This window comes from Leifsonia sp. ZF2019 (assembly GCF_019924635.1).
Taxonomy (GTDB): domain Bacteria; phylum Actinomycetota; class Actinomycetes; order Actinomycetales; family Microbacteriaceae; genus Leifsonia.
The window spans coordinates 2,335,827-2,359,502 of the sequence record NZ_CP065037.1; the positions used below are offsets into that span (position 1 = coordinate 2,335,827).

The window sequence follows — 23,676 nt, forward strand, 5'->3', positions numbered from 1 at the left end:
CCGCGGCGGGTCGGGGCCCGCACGCGCGAGTCTAGGCGCGACCACCGACATCGGGGACCCCTCCCGGTCACCCCCGACGCGGCCGCAGGAGGAAGACCGCGACGAGGACGGCGATGGCCAGGATCGCGGCACCGGCCACGATCGCCATCGCGCCGACGCCCTGCTCCGGCCGCAGCAGGAGGATCACGACGGCGACCGCCTGCACCGGGAGCTGGATCGCGATCAGCCGCCGTACCCCGGGGAGCAGCACGGCGGGTTGGAGGCGGGCGCGGACGGGCACGGCGAGCATCCACCCCGCCAGCACGTGCAGCACGTGCACGCCGACGATCAGCGCGAGGAGGCGCGCGGAGACGCCTTCGGCCGGCTCCAGGAGAGCGGAGAAGGCCAGCACGGCAATGAGCAGCCACGCCGTCCGCCAACGCGGCACGACGACGGTCACCGCCGCGAGGGCGACGCCGATCACGGGCCACGGACCGCTGGGCGCCGCCGACAGCGCCAGGGGGACGGCGATCAGAGCGAACGCGACCCGCAGCGACAAACCGGGGAGCGTCCACGGGAGCCCGGTCACCTCCGCCCGGGACTCCCGGGCGTCGGGCGTCGGGCTCATGCGGGCCTGCCCGCGGTCGTGCGGCGCCGGGGTGCAGCGAGCCGGCGCAGGGCGGAGTCCCGATCCGGGGACGTCCACACCAGCAGGTCCGCGCCCGCCGCCCGCAACCGCTCGAGCCGGACGGCCCGCTCGGCCGCCACCACCCGGAGGGCGACCTGCTCCCGCGCCGTGAGCGTCGCGGCGCGCAGCGGAGGGAGGACGTCCACCGCGATCACGCGATGCCCTGCAGCGCGCCAGGTCAGGGCCAACCGCAGCGGCTGGTCGTCGAGGAACGTGGAGAGCACGTAGACCAGCGCACCGGTGGCCAGCCGGGGGACGCGTACGCGATCGCCGACGGCGCGGCGCGCTGTGGTCGTCTCGATGCGGCGGAGTACCGCCTCCCTGTGCCGCGAGCCCGAGCGCGGGGGAAGGGCGCGCGCGGCGTCGGCGATATCGTCGAAGCCGACCCGGTCGGCGACGGCCGCGTACGCCGTCGCGAGCGAGACCGCGGCCTCCCTCGCCACGTCGAGCGAGCGCAGGCCGGCCCGCGGGTGCGGTGCAGCCCAGTCCGCCACCTCGCCCGGGAGGTCGTCGCGGGCATCCAGGACGAGCTGGACCGCCGCGTCGGAGGTCGCCGTCGTGCGGCGCACGTAGAGCTCACCGGGGCGCTGCGCTCGACGGGCCGTCGCCTTCCAGTCGATCCGCCGCAGCCGGTCGCCGGCACGATAGCGGTCGACATCGCGGAACTCGCCGCCGTCGCCCGGCCTGCTGGACACGTGCTGCCCCGTGAGGCCCTGCAGGCGAGCGGGCAGCGGAAGGCTCCGGATCGGCAGCGCCGCGGGCCGCACGACGCGAACGACCGTCGCGGCGGCCCCTGGCACGTCGGGGTCGCCCGTCCACGAGGCGTCCGCGCCGATCGCACGCCCCTCGACCAGGACGACGCGCTGCGGCCCGGAGTGCCCGACCGCGACGCCGACACGGAGCTGCGTCGCGGCCCTCGGCGTGAGCACCGTGTCGACGGGTGCGCGGTCCGCCGGGGTGATCCGGAGCTGGATCGCGTCCGGATGGCTGCCGGGCGCCGCCGCGGCGGAAACGGCGACTGCGACGCGAGCGGTCGCACCGTCGTCGCGGGCGGGCTCCCCCGCCCCGGCGATGCCCGGCGCCGGCTCCGAGCCGTCGACCGCAGCCACGGCGTGCGCCCTCATCGTGACGGCGCTCCCGTCGCGCGGGCGGCGCACCCGGTCGCCCAGGACGGCCAGGAGCAGCGGCGCCGCGACCAGCACCAGCTCGACGCGCCCGAACAGGAAAGCGGCGGTCATGCACACGGCGGCCACCAGCGCGGCCCCGGTCTGAGCCGGACTGGGAACGCGACGCAACGGCGATCCCGCACTCTTCCCGTCCGGCGCAGCACCGGCGCGCGATGCGCTGTCCGTCATACGCCCGCCGACCCCTCCACGTGCTCCGGGGCGCGCGTGCCGACCGCCGGCGGCCCCGGCACGGCGGCGACCACCTCTGCAACGACGTCCTGCGCGCTGACGCCGCCTGTCCAAGCCGACACCGTCAGCGTGAGCCGGTGGGCGAGCACCGGGACGGCGACGCGCTTGACATCGTCGGGGAGGACGAAGTCGCGCCCGGCCAACACCGCCAGCGCGCGGGCCATCAGCAGCAGCCCCTGCGACCCGCGTGGCGAGGCCCCCACCTCGACCGAGCGGTGGCGGCGGGTCGCGGCGGCCAGAGCCACGCAGTATGCGGCGATGTCGGGGTCGACGTCCACTCGCTCCACGCCCGCCTGCATGGCGAGCAGCGTGTCCGCGTCTGTCACCGGTGCCACGGCGGCGACCTCGCGTCGTCGTGCGACCCGTGCGAGCAGCACCTGGCGCTCCCCCACCGCGTCCGGATAGCCAACGCTCAGCCGCACCATGAATCGATCGAGCTGCGCCTCGGGGAGGGCGTAGGTGCCCTCGGACTCGATCGGGTTCGCCGTCGCGACCACGTGGAACGGCTGCGGGAGGGCGAAACTGCTCCCCTCGACCGACACCTGCCCCTCCGCCATCGCCTCCAGCAGCGCGGACTGCGTCTTCGGCGAGGTGCGGTTGATCTCGTCGGCGAGGAACAGCCCGGTGAAGACGGGCCCGGGCCGGAACTCGAACTCGGCGGTCTGCGGCAGGTACACGAACGACCCGGTGATGTCGGACGGCAGGAGGTCCGGAGTGCACTGGAGGCGGCGGAAGTCGAGGCCGACGGCCGCCGCGATCGAGCGCGCGGCGAGGGTCTTGCCGAGACCGGGGACGTCCTCGAAGAGCACATGGCCGCCGGCGAGGATCGAGGCGAGCGCGAGCGTCAGCGGCTCCCGCATCCCGATCACGACGGACTCGACGCGATCGAGCACGGCGGCACCGAGGCGCGCGACGTCGTCGACGGACAACGGGGCGGGGAGGGACGGCATGGTTCTCCTGGGGTCGAGGGACATGACGGGGCGGGACCGAGCACTCCGCTCAGCCGCCCCCGTGGTCCGTCACCGGGGCGAGCGCCTCGATACGGGCGAGCAGGGACGCGTAGGCGGCCGTGCTCGGCGACTCTCCGCTCCCGCGCCGCAGGATGGGAAGAGCGTCGTCGCCGAGCAGACGGGCGACCTCCGCCGCCGACGCGGGGTCGTCGAGCGCCACGCCGCGGAGGGCGAGACACTCGGTCGCGAGCGCCCGGAGCCTCCGGACGGCGTCGGGCGAGACGTGCCCGGCGCGGAGACCGCGGGAGCGGGCCGCGATGGACCAGCCGAGCTGAACGACATCGCGCCGCGCGCCGGGGCGCGGCCCGGGCGCGGGGACGGCCCACGAGACCTCCCCCTGAGCGCCCACGAGCGCCAGGACACCCGCGAGCGCCGCGACGACCGCTCCGGCCCCGATCGCGTGCGGCGCGTCCATCCCGAGAACCCAGGCGGCGACGCCGACGATCAGTCCGAGCGCACCGCAGCCGGCGATCCGGCGCCCGGCCCGTGGCGGTGTCACCGGGCCTCCTGCGAGCGTGCGCCGGCCGGCGTCGCCAGCCATGACGCGCGCAGCGACTCCAGAGCGGCGCGGGCGTCCGCCACGTCTGCGTCCGTCGCGGGACGGGTCCCGAACCGCACGCGCTGGTACACGCCGAGCAGCGAGCGCGCTGCCGACGCATCGGCTGCGACCCTGGCGACAACGCGGGCGACGAACTCGGCGGGGGTCTCGGCGGGCAACCGCCGCACGCCGGAGTCGGAGGCGCCCTCCTCCAAGCCCAGCCAGGCGCGCTCGATGGCGTCACGGGGATCCCTCGGCGCGTCCAGTTCCGCGAGTGCCCGGTCCAGCCCGCGACGGACGGGCTCCGGCCGAGGCTCTTCGGCGGCCGGCGGCAGCTCGCCGTCCGTCACGGCCCCGAGCAGCGCGGCCGAGGGAGCGGCCCTGTCCGCCATCCGCCGGCGCAGGTAGCGCCAGACGAGCGCAACGACGAGCACGGCCGCGAGCGCGACGAGGGCGACCACGACCCAGGACAGGTCGACCTGGACGACCCGACCGGTGTCCCACGGCCCGGGAGTGCCGGTCACGGCGTCGGTGGCTCCGGGCCGCGGCCCGAGATCTGCGTCGGGCAGGCCGATACGCGGGCCGCTGAACACGGGAGGCCCCTGCGAGCTCACTGCGACGGCCGCCACCGCGAGCAGCAGTGCGCCCACGCCAGGGACGACCCACCGCTGCCACGCCGCCTTCGATCTCACCCTGCCACCGTAGCGCGCTCGCGGACTGCCCGGTCGACGAGGCGGATCTCAGCCCAGGTGCCCGGCCTTCTCCATCTGGCGCAGATCCCGCTTGAGGTCGGAGAGCTCGTCGCGCAGGCGTGCCGCCAACTCGAACTTGAGTTCGCCCGCCGCGGCGAGCATCTGCTGGTTGAGATCGGCGATGAGCCCTTCGAGCTCTGCGGCGCCCTGCGCGGCGATGCCTCCGTTGCGGAGGTTCGGCGTCGGGCTCTTGCGCTTCTGCTCGCGTCCCGCGAGCATCCGAGCGGTATCGGCCTCCTCGCGGGCGAGCACGTCGGTGATGTCGGCGATGCGCTTGCGCAACGGCTGCGGGTCGATGCCGTTGACCCGGTTGTACTCCAGCTGCTTGTCGCGACGCCGATCAGTCTCCTCGATCGCGCGCTGCATCGAATCGGTGAGCACGTCCGCGTACATGTGCACCTCGCCCGACACGTTGCGGGCTGCGCGGCCGATGGTCTGGATGAGGGAGGTCGACGACCGCAGGAACCCCTCCTTGTCCGCGTCGAGGATCGCGACCAGCGACACCTCGGGCAGGTCGAGGCCCTCGCGCAGCAGGTTGATGCCCACCAGCACGTCGTAGACGCCCGCACGCAGCTCGGTCAGCAGTTCGACGCGCCGCAGCGTGTCGACGTCGGAATGGAGGTACCGCACGCGCACGCCGGCCTCGGCGAGGAAGTCGGTGAGCTCCTCCGCCATCTTCTTCGTGAGCGTCGTGACGAGGATGCGCTCGTCGCGCTCGACGCGCACCCGGATCTCCTCGAGCAGATCGTCGATCTGCCCCTTCGTCGGCTTGACGACGATCTGCGGGTCGACGAGCCCGGTCGGGCGGATGATCTGCTCGACGACGCCGTCGGCGATCCCCAGCTCGTACTGCCCCGGGGTGGCCGAGAGATAGACGGTCTGGCCCACGCGGTCCTTGAACTCGTTCCAGCGCAGCGGCCGGTTGTCGAGCGCGCTCGGGAGCCGGAAGCCGTGCTCCACCAGGGTGCGCTTGCGGGACGCGTCGCCCTCGTACATCGCGCCGATCTGGGGGACGGTCACGTGCGACTCGTCGATCACGACGAGGAAGTCGTCCGGGAAGTAGTCCAGCAGGCAGTTCGGCGCCTCCCCGGGCTGCCGGCCGTCGATGTGGCGCGAGTAGTTCTCGATGCCGGAGCAGAAGCCGATCTGCTCCATCATCTCGAGGTCGAACTGCGTGCGCATGCGGAGGCGCTGGGCTTCCAGCAGCTTGCCCTCGCGCTCCAGCTCGACCAGCCGGTCGTGCAGCTCGGTCTGGATCGTTCCGATGGCGCGCTGCATGGTGACCGGGCTGGCCGCGTAGTGCGTCGCGGGGAAGACGGACACCGCGTCCATCTTCGAGATCACGTTGCCGGTGAGCGGGTGCAGCGTGTACAGCGCCTCGATCTCGTCACCGAACATCTCGATCCGCACGGCGTGCTCCTCGTAGACCGGGATGATCTCGATCGTGTCGCCGCGCACGCGGAACTTGCCGCGCGAGAAGTCGACATCGTTGCGCTCGTACTGCATGTTGACGAACCGCCGGATGAGCGCGTCGCGTCCGATGGTCTGGCCCACCTGGAGCGCGACCATCGCCTCGAGGTATTCCTCCGCCGCGCCGAGGCCGTAGATGCAGGACACCGTCGAAACGACCACCACGTCGCGCCGGCTGAGCAGCGAGTTCGTCGTCGAGTGGCGCAGGCGCTCGACCTCCGCGTTGATCGAGGAGTCCTTCTCGATGAACGTGTCCGTCTGCGGCACGTAGGCCTCGGGCTGGTAGTAGTCGTAGTACGAGACGAAGTACTCGACGGCGTTGTTCGGCAGCAGCTCCCGGAACTCGTTGGCGAGCTGCGCCGCGAGAGTCTTGTTGTGCGCGAGGACGAGGGTGGGCCGCTGCACCTGCTCGATCAGCCACGCGGTCGTCGCCGACTTGCCGGTGCCCGTCGCGCCGAGGAGCACCACGTCGGTCTCCCCCGCGTTGATGCGGCCGGCGAGCTCGGCGATCGCCTGCGGCTGGTCCCCGCTCGGGGCGTATTCGCTGACGACCTCGAAGGGACGGACGGCGCGCGTGGGTTCCATGACATCCAGCCTAGGACGGACCACCGACACCGCGGCCTGCTCTCGCTCAGAGCGGAACGCGCCCGGCGCTCACCCCGAGTCGCGCGACCGCAGCCGCTCCCACAGCGCGTCGACCTGCTCGCGCGTGCGCTCGAGGCTGCCGTCGGTGTCGATCACGACGTCGGCGACGGCGAGCCGCTCCTCGTCAGTGGCCTGCGCTCCGATGCGACGCTCGGCCTCGGCCCGGTCCATCCCCCGCAGGGCGACCAGGCGCTCGACGCGGGTCGGTGCGGCGGCGTGGGCTACGACGACGAGGTCGAACGGGTACTCGTTCGCCGACTCGACGAGCAGGGGCACGTCGTAGACGACGATCGCGTCCGGATCCGCCGCCCCGGCCGCGGCGAAGCGCGCCGTGGACTCGGCGAGCACGGCGGGATGCGTGATCTCGTTGAGAGCGAGCCGCGACTCCTCGTCCGCGAACACGATCGCCCCCAGCGCCGGCCGGTCGAGGCTGCCGTCGGCCGCGATCACCCCGGGCCCGAACCGCTCGGCGATGGCCGCCAGGGCCGGACGGCCGGGCTCGACGACCTCCCGGGCGATGCGGTCCGCATCCACGATCACGGCGCCGTGCTCGGCGAGACGGGAGGCGATGGTCGATTTGCCGGAGGCGATCCCGCCGGTGAGTCCGATCAGCTGCACGCGTCCAGCTTAACGGCCGGACGGCCGGCCCCCGAGGGGACCGGCCGTCCGGTGAGACATGCTCCGAGTGGAGCACGGACTCAGTTGTTGGAGCTGAGCTTCTCGCGCAGGGCGGCGAGGGACTCGTCATCGGCGAGCGTGCCGCCGTTGCCGGTCTCGCTCGAGTAGGACGAGGTGCCGCTGTCGGCGGCGGCCTCCTCCAGGCCTTTGGCGACCTGGCGCTTGTGCGCCTCCCAGCGGGCCTGAGCGGCGGCGTACTGCTGCTCCCACTCGTCGCGCTGGGTCTCGAAGCCTTCCTTCCACTCGTTGGTCTCCGGGTCGAAGCCCTCGGGGTACTTGTAGTTCCCCTGGTCGTCGTACTCGGTGACCATGCCGTAGAGGGCCGGGTCGAACTCGGTGCCCTCGGGGTCGACGCCCTCGTTGGCCTGCTTGAGGCTGAGCGAGATGCGGCGGCGCTCCAGGTCGATGTCGATGACCTTGACGAAGACCTCGTCGCCGACCGACACGACCTGCTCCGCGAGCTCGACGTGCTTGCCGGAGAGCTCGGAGATGTGCACCAGACCCTCGATGCCGTCCGCGACGCGGACGAACGCACCGAACGGGACGAGCTTCGTGACCTTGCCCGGCGCGACCTGACCGATCGCGTGGGTGCGGGCGAACACCTGCCACGGGTCTTCTTGGGTGGCCTTGAGAGACAGCGAGACGCGCTCGCGGTCCAGGTCGACCTCGAGGATCTCGACGGTGACCTCCTGGCCGACCTCGACGACCTCGGAGGCGTGCTCGATGTGCTTCCAGGACAGCTCGGAGACGTGCACGAGGCCGTCGACGCCGCCGAGGTCCACGAACGCACCGAAGTTGACGATCGAGGACACGACGCCCTTGCGGACCTGGCCCTTGTGCAGGTTGTTGAGGAACGTGGTGCGCGACTCGGACTGCGTCTGCTCGAGCAGGGCGCGGCGCGAGAGCACGACGTTGTTGCGGTTCTTGTCCAGCTCGAGGATCTTGGCCTCGATCTCCTGACCCAGGTACGGGGTCAGGTCGCGGACGCGGCGCAGCTCGATGAGCGAAGCCGGGAGGAAGCCGCGCAGACCGATGTCCACGATGAGACCACCCTTGACGACCTCGATGACCGTACCGGTGACGACACCGTCGGCCTCCTTGATCTTCTCCACGTCGCCCCACGCGCGCTCGTACTGCGCACGCTTCTTGGACAGGATGAGGCGGCCTTCCTTGTCCTCCTTCTGGAGAACGAGCGCCTCGACGGTGTCGCCGACCTCGACGACCTCGGTGGGGTCGACGTCGTGCTTGATGGAAAGCTCGCGCGAGGGGATGACACCCTCGGTCTTGTAGCCGACGTCGAGGAGGACCTCGTCGCGGTCGATCTTGACGACGGTGCCCTCGATGAGGTCTCCGTCGTTGAAGAACTTCAGCGTCTTTTCGACCGCGGCAAGAAAGTCCTCTGCGGACCCGATGTCGTTGACGGCGACCTGCTTCGGCGCCTTGTCGGTCGTTGCGGTTGTCATGTAGTGGATGCTCCGTAATGGACAGAAATCAGGCCGGACGCGAACTCGAAGTCGTGTTTCCCGCGAACGGCAGGTGAATGTGGATGTCACACAAGTGACGGTCTAGTCTACCCAGCCGGAGGCGTGCGCAGCAACCCGCGCCGGAGACGCCACGGCCGGGGCGCGTCGGACGCGTCCCGGCCGTGGCGGCGGTTCCTCCCCGCTCAGTCGAGCAGCGCCGACTTCAGCGTGTCGAGACCGACGCCGCCGATGTCGAGGGCCTTCTTGTGGAAGGCCTTGATGTCGAACGCGGCGCCCTCGCGGCGCGCGTACTCGTCGCGCAGCTGCTCCCAGATGCGCTGGCCGATCTTGTACGACGGCGCCTGCCCCGGCCAGCCGAGGTAGCGGTTGACCTCGAACCGCACGAAGCCGTCGTTCATGTTGACGTTCTGGCCCAGGAACTCGAACGCGTACTCACCGGTCCACGGGCCCGAGCCGTCGGGCAGCTGCTTCTCGAGGTGCACGCCGATGTCGAGCACCACCCGGGCCGCGCGCATCCGCTGGCCGTCGAGCATCCCGAGCCGGTCGGCCGGGTCGTCGAGGTAGCCGAGCTGCTCCATCAGACGCTCCGCGTAGAGCGCCCATCCCTCGGCGTGGCCCGACGTGCCCGCGATGCGTCGCCAGGAGTTCAGCTGCGCCTTGTTGTAGGTCGCCTGGGCGATCTGCAGGTGGTGTCCGGGGACACCCTCGTGGTACACCGTCGTGAGCTCGCGCCAGGTGTCGAACTCGGTGACGCCCTCCGGGACGCTCCACCACATCCGGCCGGCGCGGGCGAAGTCGTCGCTCGGGCCGGTGTAGTAGATGCCGCCCTCCTGCGTCGGGGCGATCATGCACTCGAGACGGCGGATCTCGGTCGGGATGTCGAAGTGCGACTTGCCGAGCTCCTCGATCGCGCGGTCGCTGGTCTCCTGCATCCATTTCTGCAGCGCATCGGTGCCGTGGAGCTTGCGGCTCGGGTCTCCGTCGAGGAAGGTGATGGCTTCGTGCACGCTCGCACCGGGCTTGATCTCCTTCGCGATGGCCTCCTGCTCGGCGACCATGCGCGCGAGCTCCTCGATGCCCCACTCGTAGGTCTCGTCGAGGTCGACGGTCGCGCCGAGGAAGCTGCGGGAGGCGAGCGCATACAGCTCCCGCCCGACCGCATCCTTCTCCGGAGCGTGGGAGGCGAGCTCGTTCTGCAGGAAGTCGGCGAGCTTCGCGTAAGCGCCCGCCGACTCCTTCGCGCCGGCGGCGAGGTCGGCGGCGAGCGACGCGGGCAGGTCGCCGCCGGCCGTCTTCGCTCCCGAGGTCAGCTCGAAGAAGAAGCCGGTGTCCGCCACCTGCTTGTTGGCCTGGGCGAGCACCTCTCGAACCTGGCGGATGGCGGGCACGTTGCCGGCGGCGATGCCGCTGCGCAGGGTCTCGATGTAGCCGTCCATCGCGGCCGGGAGGTTGTGCAGGCGCTTCGCGACGTTCGCCCAGTCGTCCTCCGTGTCGGTGGGGACCAGGTCGAAGATGTCACGCAGCTCCTGCGCCGGCGACGCGATCACGTTGAGGTCGCGCTGGGCGAAGCCGGCCTCGTGCTTCTCGACCGTGAGCTCGAGCTCGCGGGTGAGGTCGAGCTTCGTGATGCGATCGATCTCGTCGACGGGCTCCGCGGCCCGGATGGCAGCGAGGGACTCCTTCACCTTCGCGACGGCGGTCTCGGCGCCGGCCGGCGAGTAGTCCGCGTACTCGCCCTCGCGGCCGGGTCGGCCGAGCCAGACGTGGAACTCGGGGTACAGCTCGAGCTGGGTGTCGACCCACGCTTCTGCGATCGTGTCGATCGGCGTGGGTTCGCGCTTCTCTGCGTTCGTCATGCTCCGAGCCTAGCCGGGAGCACGCCACCGGTCAGTGGCCCGCGGCGTCCCAGTTGGCTCCTCGGCCCACCTGCACGTCGAGCGGCACGCGGAGGTCCGCGGCGCCGGACATTCGGGACTGCACGACGGCCGCCAGCGCATCCCACTCGCCCGGCGCGACCTCGAAGATGAGCTCGTCGTGCACCTGCAGCAGCATGCGTGACTGGAGGCCCTGGTCGATGATGTCGCCCGCGATGCCGAGCATGGCGATCTTCATGATGTCCGCCGCCGAGCCCTGGATGGGCGCGTTGAGCGCCTGACGCTCGGCGTTCTCGCGCAGCACGCGATTGGTGGAGGTCAGATCGGCGAACGGCCGGCGGCGGCCGAAGATCGTCTCGGTGTACCCGTCGACGCGCGCCTGCTCCACCACGTCGCGCAGATAGTCGCGCACCGCGCCGAAGCGCTCGAAGTAGCCGCCCATCAGCTGGCGGGCCTCGGCGGTCTCGATGCGGAGCTGCTTGGAGAGCCCGAACGCGCTCAGCCCGTACGCCAAGCCGTAGGACATCGCCTTGACCTTCGTCCGCATGAGCGGCGTGACGTCGGCGGGCTCGACGCCGAAGACGCGGGCGCCCACGAAACGGTGGAGGTCCTCCCCCGCGTTGAACGCCTCGATCAGGCCCGGGTCTTCGGAGAGGTGCGCCATGATCCGCATCTCGATCTGCGAGTAGTCGGCGGTCAGCAGCGTCTCGTACTCGGCGCCCGCGGTGAACGCGGAACGGATCTCGCGCCCCTCCTCGGTGCGGATCGGGATGTTCTGGAGGTTCGGATCGTTCGACGAGATGCGGCCGGTGGAGGTGCCGGTCTGGTCGTAGGTCGTGTGGATGCGGCTGTCGCCGGTGACCGAGCGCTCCAGGGTCTCGACGATCTGCTTGAGCTTGGTCGCGTCGCGGTGCTGCAGCAGCAGGCCCAGGAACGGGTGCGGGCTCTTCTCCTGCAGGTCGGCGAGCGAGGCGGCGTCGGTCGAGAACCCGGTCTTGGTGGCGCGGGTCTTCGGCATCTGCAGCTCCTCGAAGAGCACCTGCTGAAGCTGCTTCGGGGAGCCGAGGTTGATCTCGTGGCCGATCTCGGCGTAGGCCTGGGCGGCGAAGTCGTTGGCCTTGTCCGTGAGCTGGCCGCGCAGTCGCGCGAGCACCGCGGAGTCGATGGCGACGCCGGTGAGCTCCATCTCGGCGAGCACGGCGACCAGCGGCAGCTCGATGTCGTCGAGCACGGCGCGGGTGCCCGGGTCGAGCGCGATCGCCTGCCCCTCCGCGACGCGGCGGATGTACCAGGCCTCGGTCGCCGGGCTGACGGCGTCGTTCATCGGGACGAGCTGGTTCGGATCGGAGACCGGGAGCGTCTCGCCGAGCACCTCGTAGACCTGCTCGGCGAGCGACTGCGGCGCGGCGCCGGGCTTCACCAACCAGGAGGCGACGCGGGTGTCGAATGCGAGCCCGTCGACGACGAAGCCCGCGCGGCTCAGCGCCTTGAACTGCGGCTTGGTGTGGAAGAACTGCTTCGGGGCCGGGCTCGCGAGCCAGGCCTCCAGCGCTTCGTAGTCCTTGCGGTCGGCGACCCAGGGCACGTACACGGAGTCGTCGGCGGAGGCGAGGCCGAAGCCGGTGACGCCGGCCGGCCCGAGCTCGACCTGCACCGCGACCGGGGCGCCGTCGGCGGACGCCTTCGACAGCCAGTGCGCGAGCTCCTCGTCGACCAGCGTTCGCACGGCGGGCGCGCCGACCGCGCCCGCGTCTCCCGCGTCGACGACGGACGCGGAGCCGTCGAGCAGCCCCTCCTCCGCCGCCGTCTTCATCAGACGGTCGAGCAGCGTCTTGAACTGGAGGCGCGCGAAGATGTCGCGCACGGCGGCCTCGTCGAGCGGCTTGCGCTCCAGGTCGGCCGGACCGACGGGCAGCTCGACGTCGTCGAGGAGCTTGTTGAGTCGGCGGTTGCGGAGGGCGTTCTCCTTCTGATCGCGGAGGTTCTGCCCGACGACGCCCTTGATCTCGTCGGCGTGCGCCACGATGTTCTCCACCGTGCCGTACTGCTGCACCCACTTGACGGCGGTCTTCTCGCCGACTTTGTCGATGCCGATCAGGTTGTCGCTCGTCTCGCCGACAAGCGCCGCGATCTCGGGGTACTGCTGCGGCTCGACGCCGTAGCGCTCACGCACCGCCGCCGGGTCGTAGACCTTCAGCTCGGAGACGCCGCGGACGTTCGGGTACAGCAGCGTGACCTCGTCGGTGACCAGCTGGATCGTGTCGCGATCCCCCGAGACGAGCAGCACGCGGTAGCCCTCCTCCGCACCGCGCCGCGCCAGCGTCGCGAGGATGTCGTCGGCCTCGAAGTCCTCCTTGGCGATGGTCGTGATGTTCATCGCGTGCAGGGCCTCCTCGAGCAGCGGCACCTGGCCGGCGAACTCGGGCGGCGTCTCGCCGCGGGTCCCCTTGTACTCCGGGTACTCGCGGGTGCGGAAGGAGTAGCGCGAGATGTCGAACGCCACCGCGATGTGGGTCGGCTTCTGCTGCTGGAGCAGGTTGATCAGCATCGCGATGAAGCCGTGGATCGCATTCGTGTGCTGGCCCTCGCGGTTGACGAAACTGTCGACCGGAAGGGCGTAGAACGCCCGGAAGGCCAGCGAATGGCCGTCGATGATCAGAAGGGTAGGCTTTTCGGAGTCTGACACCGGACCAGCCTACAAGCCGGCGGTGACACTCCAGGCGACGACCGACGACGGTGAGGGAAGGCCCAGATGACCGAGGACGCGCTCGCGTACGTGCAGCAGAGGGGACTCGGCGCACTGGCCGAGAAGATGGGCATCGAGATGCTCGAGTTCACGGTCGAGCGGGCTGTGGCGCGCATGCCCGTCGCGGGGAACACGCAGCCCGCCGACCTCCTGCACGGCGGCGCCTACGTGGTGCTCGGCGAGTCCCTCGGCTCGATGTCGGCCAACCTCTACGCGGGCGCCGGCCGGCTCGCCGTCGGCATCGAGATCAACGCGTCGCACACGCGCTCCGCGACCAGCGGATACGTCACCGGCGTCTGCACTCCGGTCCACCTCGGCCGCACGCTGACGACGCACGAGATCGCGGTGACGGACGACCAGGGGCGGCGCTGCTCCACCATCCGCATCACGAATCTCATCAAGGAGCTCGGCTGAGGCGGCTTCCGCCGCCGCGCCTCGTGACGAGCGCGGTCGTTCGGGACGTCTGCGTCCCGGCGCCGCGCCGCGCGCGTCCCGAACAGCAGCGCACGTTCCAAGCGGCAGTGATCGGCCGAGCGCGGTCGTCAGGGACGTCTGCGGTGCGGCGCCGCGACGCAACTGTCCCAAACAGCAGCAGTCGCCCAGAGCGGCGACCGTCGGAGCGGGCGGCGCCGAGCGGGCGACCGCGGCACCGCGGAGCGGCTACTTCTTGGCGGCGAGCTGCTCGATGATGGCCTGGGCCACGTCGTGCATGGTCAGGCGGCGATCCATCGACGCCTTCTGGATCCAGCGGAACGCCTCGGGCTCCGACAGGCCCATCTTCTCGTTGAGGAGGCCCTTCGCGCGGTCCACGAGCTTGCGGGTCTCGAACCGCTGCACCATGTCGGAGACCTCCGCCTCGAGGGCGATGATCTGCTGGTAGCGGGCGAGCGCGATCTCGATCGCGGGCAGGAGGTCGTTGGGCGTGAACGGCTTGACGACGTAGGCCAGCGCTCCGGCCTCGGTCGCCCGCTCCACGAGCTCCTTCTGGCTGAACGCCGTGAGGAGGACGACGGGCGCGATGTGGCCCTTCGAGAGGCGCTCGGCGGCCGAGATGCCGTCGAGCTGCGGCATCTTGACGTCCATGATCACCAGATCGGGGCGCAGCTCAGTCGCCAAGGCGACGGCGGTCTCGCCGTCTCCGGCCTCACCAACGACCTCGAATCCGTTGTCGCGCAGGGTCTCGACGATGTCGAGGCGGATCAGCGATTCGTCCTCCGCCACGACGACGCGGCGGGGGGCGGTTGGGGTGGTTTCCTGGTCAGTCACGCATGAAAGCCTACGGTATTGTTCAGGTGTTGTTGTGCGCCGCTGTGGCGGAATGGCAGACGCGGAGCACTCAAAATGCTTTGTCCGGAAGGGCGTGTGGGTTCGAGTCCCACCAGCGGCACGACGAACGGCCCCTCAGATGCGGGCTCCGATGACGGAGGCGGCGAAGCGCCGCGCGCGCTCGGCGAGCCCGGCGATGCGGTCCGCGATGGCCGCGTCCACGTCGAATCCGATGAACTGCGGGGGCGGCGTGCGGCGGACGTTCACGCTGCACTCGAACTCTCCGCACACGTGGGTGCCGACGGTGTCGCCGTTGCGGCCCGCCTGGCCGGCGCGCCGCGCCGACCAGAAGTAGACGTCGCGCGGGTAGTGCACGTCTTGGCACCAGCCGCACATCGACGGCGCGTGCGATCGCATGGACGCTTCCGACGCGCGCAGCAGTATGCCGACCGGGCCCTCGTCGGTGGGGATGACGACGTAGCCGCGCTGCGGGAGCCGCGGATCGCGCCAGCCGAGGTACTCTCGGCGCGACCAGTCGATCTCGTGCATACCGGGCGGCAGCGGCATGTCGTCGGCTTCGCTGCGCGTGCAGTTGACGAAGGACTCGCGGATCTGCTGTTCGGTCAGGCTCTCCATGTGCACCTCCGCGTTCCATGCTCGCACAGGTTGACCTTGCCGCCGGGGGCAGGGCTTAGCGTGCCGACATGACGACAACCGACAGCCTCATCCGCAGCGTCACCGACGCCTCCTTCGCCGCCGAAGTGCTCGCTGCGCCCGGCATCACGCTGGTCGAGTTCTGGGCGGAGTGGTGCGGCCCCTGCCGTGCCCTCGGGCCGGTGCTCGAGCAGGTCGCCCGCGACCACTCCGACGTCCTGCGGGTCGTGAAGATCAACGCCGACGACAATCCGCGCACCGCCGCCGAGTACCGCGCGCTCGCCCTCCCGTTCATGAAGATGTTCCGAGCCGGGGAGCCCGTGGGGACGATCGTGGGCGCGAAGCCGCGGCCGGCGATGGAGATGGCGCTCGCGCCCTATCTCGACTGAGCGGACCGGCGCCGCCCCCTCGGGTTGCTCCACGGCGCACACGGCGCACAGCCGATCGGCCACGCCCGGCACACGAGGCGGAATACGGGAGAGCCGCTCCGCCTTGGACCCGGTGTGAAGAAGATCGGATTCCTCTCGTTCGGCCACTACCAGGAGGTGCCGGGCTCTGTCGTGCGGACGGCGGGCGACGCCCTCCGTCAGAGCATCGAGCTCGCGGTCGCCGCAGAGGAGCTGGGAGCCGACGGCGCGTTCTTCCGCGTGCACCACTTCGCGCCGCAACTGGCGTCCCCGTTCCCGCTCCTCGCCGCCATCGGCGCCCGCACCAGCCGTATCGAGATCGGCACCGGCGTCATCGACATGCGCTACGAGCACCCCCTGTACATGGCCGAGGACGCCGCGGCGGCGGATCTCATCAGCGAAGGACGACTGCAGCTCGGCGTGAGCCGCGGATCACCCGAGACCGCGCTGCGCGGGTACGAGTCGTTCGGCTACCTGCCCGACGAGGGCGAGACCGACGCGGACCTCGCGCGCCGCCACACCGAGCTGTTCCGCGCCGCGATCGCCGGTGCGGGCATCGCGCAGGCGAACCCGCAGATGACCGGCCGCACCGGCGCTCTCGCCATCGAGCCGCAGTCCCCCGGACTCGGCGATCGCATCTGGTGGGGCTCCGGCACGCGGCAGACCGCGGTGTGGACGGCGGAGCAGGGCATGAACCTGATGAGCTCCACCCTCCTCACGGAGGACACCGGCGTCGCCTTCTCCGACCTCCAGGCCGAGCAGATCCAGCTCTACCGCGATGCCTGGGCCACCGCCGGCTGGGAACGGGAGCCCCGTGTCTCCGTCAGCCGCAGCATCATGCCCATCGTCAACGACCTCGATCGCCGCTACTTCGGAGCCTCCGCCCAGGCCGACCGCCGCGACCAGGTCGGGCACCTCGACGGCGGCCTCGCCCGCTTCGGCAAGAGCTACGTCGGCGAGCCGGACGCCCTCGTCGAGGAACTGCGCACCGACGCTGCGGTGGAGGCTGCCGACACTCTGATCCTGACCGTCCCGAACCAGCTCGGCGTGGATTACAACGCCCACCTGCTGGAGTCGGTCGTGACGCACATCGCGCCCGCACTCGGCTGGCGCTGACGCAGCCGCGGCCTCCGTCGAGACGGCTCAATCTCGGGGCGAAGGCGCCGAGGAGGCCCATAATGGGCCTTCTCGGCGCACTCATTTGTACCCCGAACGGAGGCCTGTCCGGCCCACCTTTGAATGGAATACTGGCATTGCTGCACACCCGAATCGCAGCGACTCCGTGTTCCGTCCGAAGGGTGTGCCATGCGTGTTCCGCGACTCCGAGCATCCCTCATCGGTGGCGCCGTCGCCCTCGCTCTGGGAGGCTCGCTGCTGATGACCGCAGCTCCCGCTTCCGCAGCATCCACGCCCTCCGCGAACCTCGCAGCCAAGGCGACCGGGTCCGCGATCACGAGCATGTGGGCGTGGGGCAACCCGATCGACCCCGCCGTCGACGCGCGCGGGCAGGGGGACCCGGAGTTCGCCCCGAAGGCGCTCGCCGCCTTCGCCAGCGCGCACAAGCTCAAGACGGTGTACCTCTCGGTGCCATGGGCGGCCGACGAGGGACCGTTCTCGAGCTGGCTGAAGGCGTCGATCACCGCGCTGCACAGGGCGGGCGTCACCACGGTGGCCGCGCTCGGCGGCGATCCGGCGTGGGCTGACGACCCCGACCTGGCGGCGACGTGGACGCGCGCAGCGCTGAAGGCGGCTCCGTTCGACGCGATCCAGTTCGACGTCGAGCCGTGGGTGGACGCGACCGAGGACGAGCTGCCCGGCATCGTCGACAAGCTCGCCACGATGTACGACGCGGCAGCGGACGCCGCGCGGGCGGTCCCCGTCGGCGCCGACCTGCCGTGGTGGCTCGCTGCGAAGCAGAACCCCGCCGGCGGGACCCTCTTCGGCGAGCTCCTGCCGCACCTCGACTCCGTCGCGATCGTCGCGTTCGTCGACCACGCGCGCGGCGACGACGGGATCATCGCACTGGCGGGTCCCGCCGCACGCGAGGCGAGCGTGGCCAGGACGCCGTACAGCATCGGCGTGGAGACGGACTCCCCCGAGGTCGCCGGAGGTCCGGGAGCGACGTTCGGCGACGACAGCGCAGCCCTGCTCGAGTCGGAGACCGCCCTCGTGCGGTCCGCGTTCTCGTCCGTCTCCGGGTACGCCGGGGTGACGGTCGAGCACCTGCTCAGCTGGCAGGACCTGATCGCGAAGTAGGCGCAGCCGCATCGGCCGTGGCCTCGATCGCGGCGAGCTCGATCGTGGACACCGTCAGCATGGCCTCGTGGGCGCGACGCGCTCGCCGCCCCTCCGCGTCGCGGTGCGTCCCGTGGTACGCGCGGCGGGTAGCGTAGGCCTGTGTTCACCTCCTACATCGCGATCGGGGACAGCTTCACCGAGGGCGTCGGCGACGACCTCCCCGACGGGCGGGTGCGCGGCTGGGCCGACTTCGTCGCGCTCGGGCTCGCCGCCGCGTCCCCGGAACCCGTCCGGTACGCCAACCTCGCCATCCGCGGCCGCAAACTCGGCCCGATCGTGGCCGAGCAGATCGGCCCGGCGATCGACCAGCACCCGCAGCTGGTGAGCCTCAACGGCGGCGGCAACGACATCATGCGGCCACGGGTCGCGATCTCCGAGGTCGCCCGGATCCTGGTCGACGCAGCCGACCGGGTCACCGCGTCCGGCAGCCATATGCTCCTCCTGAGCGGAGCCAATCCCAGCGCCCACCTCCCGTTGGGCGGTCTCGTGCGCAGACGTGGCGACGAGCTCGCTCGCGAGGTGCGCGCGATGCTCCCCCGCGACGGCATCACGTTCGTGGACAACTGGGCCGACGAGAGCCTGGAGGACATCCGCTACTGGTCGGAGGACCGCCTCCACCTCAACGCGCTGGGGCACGCGCGGGTGGCGAGCAACGTGCTCACCGCGTTCGACGTGCCGGTGCCGACGGAGTGGGGCGTCGAGGAGGTCGCGGCGGCGCCCGCGGGGCCGCGGAGCCGCCGCACCGCCGACTACTACCGGCGCTTCGTGCTCCCCTGGGTCGGCCGCCGCCTCACCGGCCGTTCCTCGGGCGACGGCCGTGCGGCGAAGATCGCCGAGCTCACCGTCGTCGACCCGGCGAGCGCCCAGCCCCTCTGACCCTCGGCGGCCTCGTCCGGCCGGCAGGATGCGACCCCGCTGTGTCCGTCAGCGCGGGAGATCGTGAGGCGTCTCAGTCGTTGTCGCCGCCTGTGGAGTCGAGGCGCGCCCCGTCCGCGTCACCGCCCCACCCCCACTCGGCGACGACGGGGATGTCCTCGCCGTGCTCACGTGTGTACTGGCGGGCGGCCAGGCGCGCGTCCTGCATCTCCTGCCGGAAGGCCGTCTCCCGCGCCGCGAGCCCCGGGACGCGGTCGAGCACGTCGATCACGAGGTGGTACCGGTCGAGGTCGTTGAGCATCACCATGTCGAACGGTGTCGTCGTGGTGCCCTCCTCCTTGTAGCCGCGCACGTGGAGGTTGTTGTGGCCGGCCCGGCGGTAGGTGAGTCGGTGGATGAGCCAGGGGTAGCCGTGATAGGCGAAGATCACCGGCTTGTCCGTCGTGAAGAGCGCGTCGTACTCGCGGTCGCCCAGGCCGTGGGGGTGCTCCCCTTCGCTCTGCAGGCGCATCAGGTCGACGACGTTCACCACCCGCACCTTCAGCGAGGGGAGGCGGTGGCGCAGGATGTCCGCCGCGGCGAGCACCTCGAGCGTCGGGATGTCTCCCGCGCAGGCGAGCACCACGTCCGGCTCCTCGCCGTCCACTTCCGTCCCGGCCCACTCGAACACGCCGATGCCGCGGGTGCAGTGGGCGATGGCCTGGTCCATCGTGAGCCAGTTCGGCGCGGGCTGTTTGCCGGCGACCACCACGTTGACGTAATCGGTGGACCGCAGGCAGTGGTCGTAGGTCGAGAGGAGCGTGTTCGCGTCGAACGGCAGGTACACGCGCACAACGTCCGCCTTCTTGTTGACGACGTGATCGATGAAGCCCGGGTCCTGGTGGGAGGCCCCATTGTGGTCCTGCCGCCACACGTGCGAACTGAGCAGATAGTTGAGGGAGGCCACCGGGCGCCGCCAGGCGATCTGCCGCGAGCTCTTCAGCCACTTGGCGTGCTGGTTGAACATGGAGTCGACGATGTGGATGAACGCCTCGTACGACGTGATGACTCCGTGCCGTCCGCTCAGCAGATAGCCTTCGAGCCAGCCCTGGCACTGGTGCTCGCTCAGCATCTCCATCACCCGGCCGCTGGGGACGAGATGGTTGTCCGCGTCGATGGGCCAGTACTCGGCGTTCCACTGCTTGCCGGTCACCTCGTAGACGGCCTGGAGGCGGTTGGACGCGGTCTCATCCGGTCCGAACAGCCGGAAGTCCTCCGGGTTCTCCCGCATCACATCGCGGAACCACTCGCCGAGCACCCGCGTCGCCTCCGCGACCGAGCCGCCCGGGGCCGGGACGTCGACCGCATAGTCCCGGAAGTCGGGCAGCCGCAGATCTTTGCGCAGGAGGCCGCCGTTCGCGACCGGGTTGGCGCTCATGCGCCGCTCGCCCTGCGGGGCCAGGGCGGTGACGAGAGGCACCGGCGCGCCGGCCTCGTCGAAGAGCTCTTCCGGCCGGTAGGACGCCAGCCAGCTCTCCAGCAGCCGGGTGTGCGCCTCCGTGTCGCGTGCGTCCGCGAGCGGCACCTGGTGGGAGCGCCAGTTGTTCTCCGCGGGATGCCCGTCGATCTCGGGCGGACACGTCCAGCCTTTGGGGGTGCGGAGGACGAGCATCGGCCAGGCGGGACGGGCGTCCAGCTCCCCTGCCGCCGCGGCGCGCTTGATCGCGGCGATCTCGTCGAGGATGAGGTCGAGTTCAGCGGCCATGCGTTTGTGGACCTCGCGCGGGTCCTCGCCGTCGAAGCCGCCGGACACCAGGTGCGGCGTGTAGCCGTAGCCCCGCATGAGGTCCATCAGCTCGCTCTCCGGGATGCGCGCGAGCACGGTCGGGTTGGCGATCTTGTATCCGTTGAGGTGCAGGATGGGCAGCACGACGCCGTCGGTCACCGGGTCGAGGAACTTGTTGGAGTGCCACGCGGTCGCCAGCGGGCCGGTCTCCGCCTCGCCGTCGCCGACGACGGCCGCGACGAGCAGGTCCGGGTTGTCGAACGCGGCGCCGTACGCGTGCGAGAGCGAGTAGCCCAGCTCCCCGCCCTCGTGGATCGATCCGGGCGTCTCCGGAGCCGCGTGGCTCGGGATGCCGCCGGGGAACGAGAACTGCCGGAAGAGCCCGCGCAGCCCGTCCTCGCTCCGGTCGATGGCACTGTAGACCTCACTGTAGGTGCCGTCGAGGTAGGCGCTCGCGACCACGCCCGGGCCACCGTGCCCGGGACCCGCGATGAAGATCGTGTCGAGGTCCCGCTCCTGGATCACGCGGTTGAGGTGGGCGTAGACGAAGTTGAGACCCGGCGTGGTGCCCCAGTGGCCCAGCAACCGCGGCTTGATGTCGTCGCGCGAGAGCGGCCGCCGCAGGAGCGGATTGTCGAGGAGGTAGATCTGCCCGACCGAGAGGTAGTTGGCGGCACGCCACCACGCATCCAATCGGTCCAGGCTCTCCTCACTCAGCTCGGTGCGGTCGATCGATGCGGTGGATTCGCTCACAGTCTCTCCCCTCGTGGGAATCCTACGGCGGGGCCGCTCCGAACAACAGGACGTGGAGAAGATCGAGGTGAACACTCCGTGCGGCGCGGTCGCGGTGCGGCGCACGGAGCGGCGCGGGCGCACCGCCACGGTCCTGCTGCACGGCGCCGCCGGATCGTGGACGACCTGGCGCGCGGCCATCGATTCCGCCGAGAGCGGCGGCGACGTCTCGGACCTCGTCGTGCCTGATCTCCCGGGCTGGGGCGATTCCCCCGCCGATGTCGACACGCTCGACCCGGCTGGGATCGCCGCAGCGGTCGCAGCGACCGTGCGCGCGCTCGGCTATGAGCGCTGGCGGCTCGTGGGGCATTCCCTCGGCGGATTCGTCGCCCTGGAGCTGGCGGCGCAGGAGCCGGAGGCGACCGAGTCGGTCGTCCTGGTGTCGGCGACGACGTTCGGTGGGCAGGGCGACCGGCTCGGCGCCGTGGAGTTCGCGCGCCGTTACCCGGCGCTCCTCGGTCTCGCCGCAGCGATGCGCGCACTGGACGCGCTCGGCCCCGCGGGGATCCGTTTCGTGGGCGTCCTCGACCGGATCGGCCTCCTGCGCACCCTCACCGCGCCGCTCTTCGGCCGGCGCGTGCCGGATGCCGTGACCGAGCTGGCCCGCGATCTGCGCCCCGCCGCCTTCCTCCGGGCCCTCGCCTGCGCACGCCGCTACCCGGCCGCGGAGCGTTGGCGTCGCGTGCGCTGCCCGGTCCTCGCCGTCCACGGCGACCACGACCTCTTCTCGCCCGCGTCGGACGACCTCCCGCTGTCGCGCCTGCTGCCGCAGCTGCACTCGACGGTGCTCCCGGCGACGGGGCACTTCGCACACGTCGAGCACCCGAGCCTCCTGGCGGGGGCGCTGCACGCGCGGTAGCGTCGGTCGCATGGTGCACGAGGTGGTCATCCGGTCGGCCGACGCGAGCGCGTGGGAGGACGTGCGCACGGTGTTCGGCACCGTCGGGGATCCCGCCGGCTGCTGGTGCCAGTGGTTCAAGCTCCCGCGCGCAGCGTGGGACGCCGGCTCCCGCGACGACAAAGCGGAATCGATGCGCGCGCAACTCGAGGACGGATCGACCGGGGTGATCGCCTTCCTCGACGGGGAACCCGCGGGATGGGCGGCCGTCGAGCCGTTCGCCGCCTACCCGGCGTTGAGCCGGTCGCCCATCACCCGGCGGCAGACCGAGGACCCCGTCGACCCGTGGGCGGTCACCTGCTTCGTCGTGCGCCCCGAGTTCCGCCGTCGCGGGCTGGCGGGCGAGCTCCTGGCCGGCGCCGTCGAGCACGCGCGCGACCGCGGCGCGACCGTCGTCGAGGGCTACCCGGTCGACACCGAGGCGCGGCCGACGCTGTCGGCCGCCGAGCGGTACCACGGCACGGTCGCGCTCTTCCGGGCGGCCGGCTTCGAGGTCGCGCGGCGCCCGTCGGCCTCGCGGGCGATCATGCGCCGACGGCTAAGCTCGGCGGAGTGAACTCCAGACGCGATCGGGTCGTCGGCGCCGGCACCCAGGTCGCCACGGAGGTCAGCATCAACTTCGGCTCCGCGATCGCCGGGCTGCTCATCCCCGTCGTGGGAGCGGTCGTCGTCGTGGCTGCGCGTCAGCTCGTCACGGCCGTCGCCGTCCTGCCGTTCTACCGGCCGAAGCGGGCGGAGCTGACCTGGCGCAGGCTGTGGCCGGCGCTCGCACTCGGCGTCGTCCTCGCTGCCATGAACCTCAGCTTCTACGAGGCGGTCGGTCGCCTCGGGCTCGGCATCGCGGCCACGATCGAGTTCCTCGGCCCGTTCGCCCTCGCCCTGCTCGGATCGCGCCGCGTCCTCGACGGGGTCTGCGCGCTCGCCGCCGCGGCGGGCGTCGTGCTGCTCACGGCGACGGAGGGCGAGCTCGACCCGCTCGGCGTCGTGCTCGCCCTGACGGCCGCCTCCGCCTGGGCCGCGTACATCCTGCTCACGCGCCGTGTGGCGACGCGCCTGCCGGGGCTGGAGGGCCTCAGCGTCGCGAGCGTGGTCGCGACCGTGCTCACCGTGCCGATCGCACTCGTCGTGATCGACTACGCCCGTGTCGACTGGGGAGTGCTGGGGCTGCTCCTCTCGCTGGGCGTGCTGTCCTCCGCTCTTCCGTACAGCCTGGACACCTTCATCCTCCGTCGCATCACGCCGCGCCTGTACGCCATCATCACCAGCTTCGGCCCGGTGGTGGCCACGGTCTTCGGTGTGCTCGTGCTGGGCGAGCGTTTCGCCCTGATCCAGGTCGTGGGCATCGTCGTCGTGTGCGTCGCGGCGGGCGTCAGCATCGCGACGCAGCGCGAGAAGCCGCGCTCGGACCTGGAGGCTGCGGCGGAGGGGATGCCGTAGCCCG

21 protein-coding genes and 1 tRNA gene are annotated in these 23,676 nt (G+C 71.3%); 9 read left to right on the forward strand and 13 right to left on the reverse strand.

The window, feature by feature from the left end:
* Positions 1-67 precede the first annotated feature (67 nt).
* From IT072_RS11445 to polA, 10 genes are all read right to left on the reverse strand, one after another.
* Positions 68-607, reverse strand: coding sequence for a hypothetical protein (locus tag IT072_RS11445; RefSeq protein WP_223356613.1), 540 nt, complete (start codon positions 605-607; stop codon positions 68-70).
* Positions 604-2,022 carry a DUF58 domain-containing protein gene (locus IT072_RS11450; RefSeq protein ID WP_223356617.1) on the reverse strand — a complete coding sequence of 473 codons (1,419 nt, stop codon included), beginning with the start codon at positions 2,020-2,022 and terminating at the stop codon, positions 604-606. The genes IT072_RS11445 and IT072_RS11450 overlap by 4 nt, the downstream gene beginning before the upstream one ends.
* Positions 2,019-3,032 carry an AAA family ATPase gene (locus IT072_RS11455; protein WP_223356619.1) on the reverse strand — a complete coding sequence of 338 codons (1,014 nt, stop codon included), beginning with the start codon at positions 3,030-3,032 and terminating at the stop codon, positions 2,019-2,021. Before IT072_RS11455 ends, IT072_RS11450 begins: the two co-directional genes overlap by 4 nt.
* Positions 3,033-3,081: 49 nt before the next feature.
* Positions 3,082-3,591: a hypothetical protein gene (locus IT072_RS11460; protein WP_223356621.1), complete on the reverse strand. Its 510-nt coding sequence runs from the start codon at positions 3,589-3,591 to the stop codon at positions 3,082-3,084.
* Positions 3,588-4,322: a DUF4129 domain-containing protein gene (locus IT072_RS11465; protein ID WP_223356623.1), complete on the reverse strand. Its 735-nt coding sequence runs from the start codon at positions 4,320-4,322 to the stop codon at positions 3,588-3,590. Before IT072_RS11465 ends, IT072_RS11460 begins: the two co-directional genes overlap by 4 nt.
* A gap of 48 nt (positions 4,323-4,370) precedes the next feature.
* Positions 4,371-6,437 (reverse strand): excinuclease ABC subunit UvrB, encoded by a 2,067-nt coding sequence (gene uvrB, locus IT072_RS11470; protein WP_223356625.1) that lies wholly within the window; start codon positions 6,435-6,437, stop codon positions 4,371-4,373.
* Between the two features lie 69 nt (positions 6,438-6,506).
* Positions 6,507-7,115: a dephospho-CoA kinase gene (coaE, locus tag IT072_RS11475; protein ID WP_223356628.1), complete on the reverse strand. Its 609-nt coding sequence runs from the start codon at positions 7,113-7,115 to the stop codon at positions 6,507-6,509.
* An 80-nt stretch (positions 7,116-7,195) separates the two neighbouring features.
* The gene (gene rpsA / locus IT072_RS11480) at positions 7,196-8,638 is read right to left on the reverse strand and encodes a 30S ribosomal protein S1 (RefSeq protein ID WP_223356630.1); all 1,443 of its coding nucleotides are present in this window, start codon (positions 8,636-8,638) and stop codon (positions 7,196-7,198) included.
* Between the two features lie 203 nt (positions 8,639-8,841).
* Complete coding sequence (locus IT072_RS11485; protein WP_223356632.1) at positions 8,842-10,515, reverse strand: DUF885 domain-containing protein; 1,674 nt, start codon at positions 10,513-10,515, stop codon at positions 8,842-8,844.
* A 31-nt stretch (positions 10,516-10,546) separates the two neighbouring features.
* Complete coding sequence (gene polA / locus IT072_RS11490; RefSeq protein WP_223356636.1) at positions 10,547-13,219, reverse strand: DNA polymerase I; 2,673 nt, start codon at positions 13,217-13,219, stop codon at positions 10,547-10,549.
* 66 nt (positions 13,220-13,285) lie between these two features.
* On the opposite strand from polA, the gene IT072_RS11495 reads away from it, so the two are divergent.
* The gene (locus IT072_RS11495; protein WP_223356644.1) at positions 13,286-13,693 is read left to right on the forward strand and encodes a hotdog fold thioesterase; all 408 of its coding nucleotides are present in this window, start codon (positions 13,286-13,288) and stop codon (positions 13,691-13,693) included.
* A 246-nt stretch (positions 13,694-13,939) separates the two neighbouring features.
* On the opposite strand, the gene IT072_RS11500 is transcribed toward IT072_RS11495, so the two are convergent.
* The gene (locus IT072_RS11500) at positions 13,940-14,545 is read right to left on the reverse strand and encodes an ANTAR domain-containing response regulator (protein WP_025155760.1); all 606 of its coding nucleotides are present in this window, start codon (positions 14,543-14,545) and stop codon (positions 13,940-13,942) included.
* A gap of 38 nt (positions 14,546-14,583) precedes the next feature.
* On the opposite strand from IT072_RS11500, the gene IT072_RS11505 reads away from it, so the two are divergent.
* Positions 14,584-14,666: transfer RNA gene (locus tag IT072_RS11505), tRNA-Leu, on the forward strand.
* Positions 14,667-14,680: 14 nt separating this feature from the next.
* Here the strand turns inward: IT072_RS11505 and IT072_RS11510 are convergent.
* A complete protein-coding gene (locus tag IT072_RS11510; RefSeq protein WP_223356646.1) occupies positions 14,681-15,181 on the reverse strand; it encodes an FBP domain-containing protein in 501 nt (166 codons plus the stop codon).
* A 68-nt stretch (positions 15,182-15,249) separates the two neighbouring features.
* On the opposite strand from IT072_RS11510, the gene IT072_RS11515 reads away from it, so the two are divergent.
* The 4 genes from IT072_RS11515 to IT072_RS11530 all read left to right on the forward strand — a co-directional run bounded on the left by IT072_RS11515 (position 15,250) and on the right by IT072_RS11530 (position 18,780).
* Positions 15,250-15,588 carry a thioredoxin family protein gene (locus IT072_RS11515; RefSeq protein WP_223356649.1) on the forward strand — a complete coding sequence of 113 codons (339 nt, stop codon included), beginning with the start codon at positions 15,250-15,252 and terminating at the stop codon, positions 15,586-15,588.
* Positions 15,589-15,702: 114 nt separating this feature from the next.
* Positions 15,703-16,722: an LLM class flavin-dependent oxidoreductase gene (locus IT072_RS11520; RefSeq protein ID WP_223356652.1), complete on the forward strand. Its 1,020-nt coding sequence runs from the start codon at positions 15,703-15,705 to the stop codon at positions 16,720-16,722.
* A gap of 189 nt (positions 16,723-16,911) precedes the next feature.
* Positions 16,912-17,862, forward strand: coding sequence for a hypothetical protein (locus IT072_RS11525; protein WP_223356655.1), 951 nt, complete (start codon positions 16,912-16,914; stop codon positions 17,860-17,862).
* Between the two features lie 141 nt (positions 17,863-18,003).
* Complete coding sequence (locus IT072_RS11530; protein ID WP_223356659.1) at positions 18,004-18,780, forward strand: SGNH/GDSL hydrolase family protein; 777 nt, start codon at positions 18,004-18,006, stop codon at positions 18,778-18,780.
* Between the two features lie 73 nt (positions 18,781-18,853).
* Here IT072_RS11530 and IT072_RS11535 read toward each other — a convergent pair whose 3' ends face one another.
* The gene (locus tag IT072_RS11535; RefSeq protein WP_223356661.1) at positions 18,854-21,298 is read right to left on the reverse strand and encodes a phosphoketolase family protein; all 2,445 of its coding nucleotides are present in this window, start codon (positions 21,296-21,298) and stop codon (positions 18,854-18,856) included.
* A gap of 52 nt (positions 21,299-21,350) precedes the next feature.
* On the opposite strand from IT072_RS11535, the gene IT072_RS11540 reads away from it, so the two are divergent.
* Genes IT072_RS11540 through IT072_RS11550 form a run of 3 tightly spaced genes read left to right on the forward strand, consistent with a single transcriptional unit; the run spans position 21,351 to position 23,672 of the window.
* Positions 21,351-22,196 (forward strand): alpha/beta fold hydrolase, encoded by an 846-nt coding sequence (locus IT072_RS11540; RefSeq protein ID WP_223356663.1) that lies wholly within the window; start codon positions 21,351-21,353, stop codon positions 22,194-22,196.
* Positions 22,197-22,206: 10 nt separating this feature from the next.
* The gene (locus IT072_RS11545; protein ID WP_223356665.1) at positions 22,207-22,791 is read left to right on the forward strand and encodes a GNAT family N-acetyltransferase; all 585 of its coding nucleotides are present in this window, start codon (positions 22,207-22,209) and stop codon (positions 22,789-22,791) included.
* Positions 22,788-23,672, forward strand: a complete 885-nt coding sequence (locus IT072_RS11550) for an EamA family transporter (RefSeq protein ID WP_223356667.1) — start codon at positions 22,788-22,790, stop codon at positions 23,670-23,672. Before IT072_RS11545 ends, IT072_RS11550 begins: the two co-directional genes overlap by 4 nt.
* The last annotated feature ends 4 nt before the right edge of the window (positions 23,673-23,676 follow it).

What these genes read in the sequence shown, in the direction of transcription:
- IT072_RS11495 (WP_223356644.1), top strand. Translation starts at nt 13,286, where the DNA reads ATGACCGAGGACGCGCTCGCGTACGTGCAGCAGAGGGGACTCGGCGCA.
- IT072_RS11545 (WP_223356665.1), top strand. Translation starts at nt 22,207, where the DNA reads ATGGTGCACGAGGTGGTCATCCGGTCGGCCGACGCGAGCGCGTGGGAG.
- IT072_RS11515 (WP_223356649.1), top strand. Translation starts at nt 15,250, where the DNA reads ATGACGACAACCGACAGCCTCATCCGCAGCGTCACCGACGCCTCCTTC.
- IT072_RS11455 (WP_223356619.1), bottom strand. Translation starts at nt 3,032, where the DNA reads ATGCCGTCCCTCCCCGCCCCGTTGTCCGTCGACGACGTCGCGCGCCTC.
- rpsA (WP_223356630.1), bottom strand. Translation starts at nt 8,638, where the DNA reads ATGACAACCGCAACGACCGACAAGGCGCCGAAGCAGGTCGCCGTCAAC.
- IT072_RS11450 (WP_223356617.1), bottom strand. Translation starts at nt 2,022, where the DNA reads ATGACGGACAGCGCATCGCGCGCCGGTGCTGCGCCGGACGGGAAGAGT.
- uvrB (WP_223356625.1), bottom strand. Translation starts at nt 6,437, where the DNA reads ATGGAACCCACGCGCGCCGTCCGTCCCTTCGAGGTCGTCAGCGAATAC.
- IT072_RS11525 (WP_223356655.1), top strand. Translation starts at nt 16,912, where the DNA reads ATGCGTGTTCCGCGACTCCGAGCATCCCTCATCGGTGGCGCCGTCGCC.
- IT072_RS11510 (WP_223356646.1), bottom strand. Translation starts at nt 15,181, where the DNA reads ATGGAGAGCCTGACCGAACAGCAGATCCGCGAGTCCTTCGTCAACTGC.
- IT072_RS11445 (WP_223356613.1), bottom strand. Translation starts at nt 607, where the DNA reads ATGAGCCCGACGCCCGACGCCCGGGAGTCCCGGGCGGAGGTGACCGGG.
- IT072_RS11485 (WP_223356632.1), bottom strand. Translation starts at nt 10,515, where the DNA reads ATGACGAACGCAGAGAAGCGCGAACCCACGCCGATCGACACGATCGCA.